Origin of the sequence: Pelatocladus sp. BLCC-F211 (assembly GCF_041928655.1) — a bacterium.
GTDB lineage: Bacteria > Cyanobacteriota > Cyanobacteriia > Cyanobacteriales > Nostocaceae > Pelatocladus.
In genome coordinates this window covers 1-5,934 of the sequence record NZ_JBHFLM010000165.1, presented here as the reverse complement: position 1 = coordinate 5,934, position 5,934 = coordinate 1, and the positions used below count along the sequence as shown (strand labels likewise).

Annotated in this window: 4 protein-coding genes; 1 reads left to right on the top strand and 3 read right to left on the bottom strand. The window is 42.0% G+C overall.

Annotation, left to right across the window (positions count from 1 at the left end):
- Positions 1-161: 161 nt before the first annotated feature.
- The 3 genes from ACE1AT_RS20555 to ACE1AT_RS20545 form a co-directional block, all read right to left on the bottom strand.
- Positions 162-2,309, bottom strand: coding sequence for a GumC family protein (locus ACE1AT_RS20555; RefSeq protein ID WP_374871671.1), 2,148 nt, complete (start codon positions 2,307-2,309; stop codon positions 162-164).
- Positions 2,310-2,477: 168 nt separating this feature from the next.
- Positions 2,478-3,791: a polysaccharide biosynthesis/export family protein gene (locus ACE1AT_RS20550; protein WP_374871669.1), complete on the bottom strand. Its 1,314-nt coding sequence runs from the start codon at positions 3,789-3,791 to the stop codon at positions 2,478-2,480.
- Positions 3,792-4,035: 244 nt separating this feature from the next.
- Complete coding sequence (locus ACE1AT_RS20545) at positions 4,036-4,734, bottom strand: cyanoexosortase B system-associated protein (RefSeq protein WP_374871667.1); 699 nt, start codon at positions 4,732-4,734, stop codon at positions 4,036-4,038.
- A 325-nt stretch (positions 4,735-5,059) separates the two neighbouring features.
- Here ACE1AT_RS20545 and hetI point away from each other — a divergent pair, with 325 nt between their 5' ends.
- Positions 5,060-5,782, top strand: coding sequence for a 4'-phosphopantetheinyl transferase HetI (hetI, locus tag ACE1AT_RS20540; RefSeq protein WP_374871665.1), 723 nt, complete (start codon positions 5,060-5,062; stop codon positions 5,780-5,782).
- Positions 5,783-5,934: the final 152 nt, after the last annotated feature.

The window sequence follows — 5,934 nt, the reverse complement described above, 5'->3', positions numbered from 1 at the left end:
TGGGTTACTCTGCGATCAGCCGCGCAGGGCGCGTCTACGTTCCTCAAACGCCAGGTGCTACAACTCTTGGGACCCCCGCAACGCACTGGCTCCCCAACCTACGCTAGTTTTAGTTTTTAGCCTTAACTGAACCGTATTGGGGTGTGTTGTGGACATTAGTCCTAACGCACCAATGATTCTTCCGCAGATGAAGAGACTGATTGTCCAAGTTGAGGTTGAGGGACGAAGATATCAGCACCGTTAATCACTGCTCCCACTAATCCTAATTCTGATTCCACCAATTCATCTATAACTTCACCGAGCATGTTTTCTTGGGTATGATGTGGTCGGGTGACTAGGATAATGCCATCGCTGTAAGGTTGAATTAATAAAGCATCATTAGATAAACTGATGGGTTTAGTATCTATAATTACTAAATCATAGCGTTCACGGGCATCTTCGATTAAGCGCCGGAATTCGCTCGATTCAAGGATAGCAGCAGGCTGATGTACAACCCCGGCACTAGGAACAATGTATAAATTTTCGACATCAGGAACTAAGCGGATACACTCGCTCAAGCTACCGTAATAGCGTAGGGGTTCAATATTCGCCTTGGGGTCAATACTCACTTTCAGCGATGGACTACGAGAAGGCGATCGCAAATCTGTTTCAATAATTAAGGTACGTTTGCCAGTACGCGCGGAAGCTATACCCAAGTTGTAAGCACTTGTGGTTTTACCTTCGCTGCTACTTACACTAGTGATTAATATTACTTTTAAAGTTTTGCTGCCGAAGCGACGTAGATTACTACGGAACTTCTCATAATATTCTAAATACGGGGAATAAACAGAAAGTATGGTTGGTACTTCTTCTGGTGACAAGTCATCTACTGGCATCAAAGGTAACTCTCCCAGGACGACGACTTCTCGCTGTTTTAGATGATTGCGGATATCCTCTTTGGTTTTGAAAGTAGCTTCGAGTGAGCCTAATAAAAATATCACCCCACCACCAACGATTAATCCGAAAACACCACCAAGCGCGAGGGTAGCTGGTACACTCTTCGGAGGTTTAACATCAGCAGTCACTAAAGGAACTCTAGCTACACCCAGACTACTCACGGTTTCTGCTTCTGCTGCTTGAGCATCAATCAGTTTTGCTTGCATTTTGTCGAAGATGGCTTTTTTGAGTGCGACTTCTTGTTCTAAACGCGATCGCTCTAATTGCTTATTAGGTATCAAAGCATATGCTTGTCGCAGTCGTGCTTCGTCTTGTGACAAAGAAACTAGCTGCTGTCGTAATGTCTCGTACTGAGTTTGTAAAGCTACTAGCTGATTGGCAAGTTGCTGACGAGCGGGGTCTAAGTTACTTTGGGAACGAATATCTGTAACTGAACTAGCAAGAGGAGCCGTTGCACCTTGACCACCTACAACTTCAACGGCTCGTTGTTGTATCAATTGTTCATAAGCATCTTTTTGACGCTGCAATTGTACCATTTGGGGTAATTCGGGACGCGCACCTTGTTTGGCGAGGACTCCCATTTGGCTTTCGACTTGATAGATTTGCGATCGCAAGTTGGCAATAATTGGATCAGCACTCAAAGCTGATGAAACATAAGCTTGGTTAACATTTAACCCCAATTTTTTTTGCAAACTGCGAACTTGAGTATCGACTCCAGTTAGCGTCAATTGAATTTGTCGTTGCTGATTTTGACTGCTGGTGATTGCATTCAACAAACTACCATTTTCCGCAGCTAGCAATGCTGGACCTTCAATGCGATCATATTGTTCTAGTTTTTTCTCCGCTAATTGCAAATCTTGTTTAATCTGTGGTGAGCGTTCGTTGATTTTCTTGATAATTGCATTTAATCGCCTGGTATTGATCTCACCACTCAACTTAATCATGGCTTCCATCAATAGCTGTACTGTTTGTTTAGCACGCTTTTCGTTAGAGTCTTTATATTTAATTTCAATGAGTGTAGACGCAGGTGCTTCTCCTGGCTTACTTTTTTCCGGTACAGTCAGAGCAATATTTTTACCAATTTGTTTTGGTTTGACATTGACTTTCGTTGCCACAGCCTCAATGATTTGGTCTGATAGCAAAATTTCTTGAGTTAATTCTTGACCTTGCTGCTGAATTTCACCCCCAGTCACAGAAAATAAAACAGGAGGACTAGAGTAAGTAAGTGCAGCATCTGCAATATAACTAGCTGGTGGTTCTGGTTGTATAGCCACCACCGTTGAACCAACTACAACTAAAGTGAAACTGGCTAAACCAATCCACTTATACTTCTCAAAAGCTATCAAGTAGCGCTTAACAATCGGTGGCGTCATTCGATTTTAGATTTTGGATTTTGGATTGGGGATTGGGGATTGGGGAAAGGGGAAAGGGGAAAGGGGAAAGGGAACAAAGAGGATACACAAATGTGCTTGGTGTGGGAAGACAACAGAGAAATATTTCCCCCTTCCAATCCCCGATCCCCGATCCCCGATCCCCTTTCCCTACTTCCCTCCACCACCGACAAAACTATCGAAGAAGTTGAGGAAATTCTGAAAACTGAAAAAGGGTTGGGTAATGGTAGATATTAGGTTCGTAATTTTACCGATGAGGTTTCGACCAATCACGATAACATCATTATCTTGAAGTGGCACGTTTTGAGTTGCATCTCCAGCTAAAGCCTTTTTACCGTTTAATCTCTGAGTGATGGCTTTACCTCGTTCTGGGTCGAAGCGAACTAGGGCAATATCCCGGATGTTAGTAAAATTAGGGTTGACTCCTGACAAAACATCTACAAAATTACTACCATTCGGCAATGTTTGCGTGACGATTCCCCCAGTGGCATAGTTTAATACTCTGACTCGAATTTGGGGTTGAGCTAAAGAGGAACGAGCAACAAGATTGCGATCGTAATTATCATCATTAGCGAGGTCGCGACGCATAACAACGATCGCATCTCCATCTTGCAAGCGGAAGTTAGGTGCGGCGTCGCCATTGAGTACAGGACTATACAAGTCAATATTTTGGGTAATAATTGAACCATCAATTAACTTACGCCGTAGTTGGACTTGTCGCAGGTCTGCCATCATGGTAGAACCGCCTGCTAGTAACAAAGTATCAGTAATCCGAGGTGTTGGTGAACCCATGGGATAAATTCCGGGTCTTAGTACTTCACCACTAATAGTGATTTGTACTGTTCGAGGTGATGCTAATGATACAGCAACAACTTGATCTGGTGTAATGCGATCGCGTAGTAAGCGAATTTTTTCTTGAGCTTCTTCCAAACTCAAGCCTTTTAAGGATACTGTTCCCACTTGAGGCAAAACAACATTACCTTCAGGGTTGATTGTGACTGAAAAATTTAACTCCGGGCGCTGCGACACCAGAGATAAAGTCACTCTTGGATCAATGACATAGGTATTGAATAAAGAGCGAATCTTATTTTGTGCCTCTGCTAAAGTTAAATTTTGTAGTGATACAGTTCCCAATAAAGGAACAATGATCTTTCCTTCGGGATTGACAGCAGCTTGAAAACCTAAATCTGGAAAACGCTCAATCACAACGCCAATAACATCTCCTGGCCCTAGACGATAGGGGCCAAAAGGACGTTGAACTTGGATGGTAATTGTATCTCCCGGCCCCAAAATATAACGGTCGAGTTGAGACGGTATTTGATTATTATTAACACCCGATTGAGTAAATTTACTGTCTGTCACAGAAGCAGGAAATGGCGCTTGAGCAACAGCAGGAATTGAAGTCGTTGCTAATAAAATACTGACTGGAAAACTCAAACAGTACAGTGTGCTGAATGCACGCATATCAACAAATAGAAGTTATAAACAATTAATTTAAGCTGTGAAGCCATTCTCAGACTGCAAAGCTGCAAGCGGCTATTTTAACTTAAGATACACGTAATGGTAAGTGTAATAATTTTTATTTAAAATTCAAGGAGCAAACTTAAGATAGGGAACGGGAAAAGCAGACACGGAGACAAGGAGATGCGGTGACGCGGAGAAATTATCAAAAATATTCTCCGTGTCTTGTCCCCAATTCCCGATCCCTTCATAATTCATTTGTCATTAAAGTATCTTGTACTGTTTCGCCAAGAGATTTTACCTCAGACCAAACTGTATCAATTTTTCCTAAAGGCTCCATCGGTACAAGGATACTGACAGCAACCCAAGCAGCACGTTGCTTTTGTAATTGAGCTATCTGATCTGCCAACAACCACTGCAAAGTTGATGGATCGCCACCATCGCGCCAAGCGTACCATTGCAGAACTGCAAAAGTTTGCTCTTTTGTCGCAGCGCGAAAGAACCTAGCTTTTACCTTTGCTTGCGGCTGCTTGACAGTAAATTCCACTAGGCGACTTTGAGCAATATCCCACTGTCCCCAACGTAAACGACCCCAACCATTAATTTCTGTCCATTCTACTTGTGGCTGTTTTCTTGGCCCATTTTGCGGTAATAACAATAACACAGCCTCAATTTTAGAATCTTGTTTTTTAATTAACTGCAAAGACCACTTTTGTTCGCCAATGGGTTGTTCTGCTTGTTCAATCGTTTGCCAACCAGGAAGAGCCAATCCTGTTTGGCGTATCCGTTTTAACTTTTTGAGATTGGTGACAGGTGGTGGTTCCTCCCATTGCCAGTTACCTTTGAGATATCCAGGAACTGCTCCTATTACCAGTATAAGTAACAATAACAACAGTGTCACAATCTGAGCAAAGTAACGCTCTTTGAATAATTTGGAAGAAGTCATCAGTATAATACGTAGGACATGAAAAAATTTTAGACTCATGTCTACCGTAATGAGTTCAGTTATATTACTGAGTGGCTGTGGCTTCCAAGATTGTAGTGAGAACTTTAGTCCTCAAATATACAAGCACTGAAGTGCTTACTACGAACTTATCAAAACTGATAATTATACTTTCCGCCCGCTAATCCACGAAAGTCAGATATCGTGTAAGCTACTAATATTTAGATAGATTTATCCCCATGAAAGTATGTCTTTATTTAACAGGTTAGTTTGCCATGTGAGGGGATGAAAAGAACGGTTAGAAGAGAGAATTAAAGTAAAGGTTAAGATGGGGTCTGAGACTAAGCATTTGTGGCTAACCGCACCAACAAATTTAACCTTGTTACCTGATGATGTGCATGTTTGGCGAATTGAGCTAGAACGACCAGAATCAGAACTGCAAGTTTTACAAACAACGCTCTCTGGTGATGAAATTGCTCGCGCTCAAAGGTTTTACTTTGAACAACATCGACAGCGTTTTATTGCAGGTCGGGGTATCCTGCGTACAATCTTGGGTCGCTACTTAGGTGTGGAACCCCAAGCGGTGGAATTTACCTATGAACTTCGCGGAAAGCCATTATTAGCTGATAGCTTTGCTGATAGTGGACTGTCATTTAACTTGTCTCACTCACAAGATTTGGCTCTATGTGGTGTCAGTAGGAATCGCAAAATTGGTATAGATGTAGAATATATGCGGTCAGTCAGTGATGTTGAAGCTCTTGCGGAAAGGTTCTTTGCACCTAGAGAATATGAACTAGTGCGATCGCTCCCCTCAAACCAACAACAACAAGTGTTTTTTCGCTACTGGACTTGCAAAGAAGCTTATTTAAAAGCAATAGGAGTAGGAATAGTTCAATTAGAAAAAGTAGAGATTTCTCTGACTCTAGAACAAGCAGCAAAACTGATCACTGATCAAGAATGGAGTTTGATTGAACTCGTACCCGGTGATCATTACCTTGGTGCAGTTGCTGTAGCAGGTCAAAGTTTAGATTTAAAGTACTGGCAGTATTAAAAATTTTAGTACTTATACCAATTCTTTATGAAGCTGCGCTAAATAAAGCTTCAAGAATGAAATCGTAACAGGTGAGAGAAGCAATCACCTCAGGTGTAATTGTTTCCAGGACTTGAGCTAACTTTTGGCGCAGTTGGTTGAGAGTTTTGCAG

What these genes read in the sequence shown, in the direction of transcription:
- ACE1AT_RS20550 (WP_374871669.1), bottom strand. Translation starts at nt 3,791, where the DNA reads ATGCGTGCATTCAGCACACTGTACTGTTTGAGTTTTCCAGTCAGTATT.
- ACE1AT_RS20555 (WP_374871671.1), bottom strand. Translation starts at nt 2,309, where the DNA reads ATGACGCCACCGATTGTTAAGCGCTACTTGATAGCTTTTGAGAAGTAT.
- hetI (WP_374871665.1), top strand. Translation starts at nt 5,060, where the DNA reads ATGGGGTCTGAGACTAAGCATTTGTGGCTAACCGCACCAACAAATTTA.
- ACE1AT_RS20545 (WP_374871667.1), bottom strand. Translation starts at nt 4,734, where the DNA reads ATGACTTCTTCCAAATTATTCAAAGAGCGTTACTTTGCTCAGATTGTG.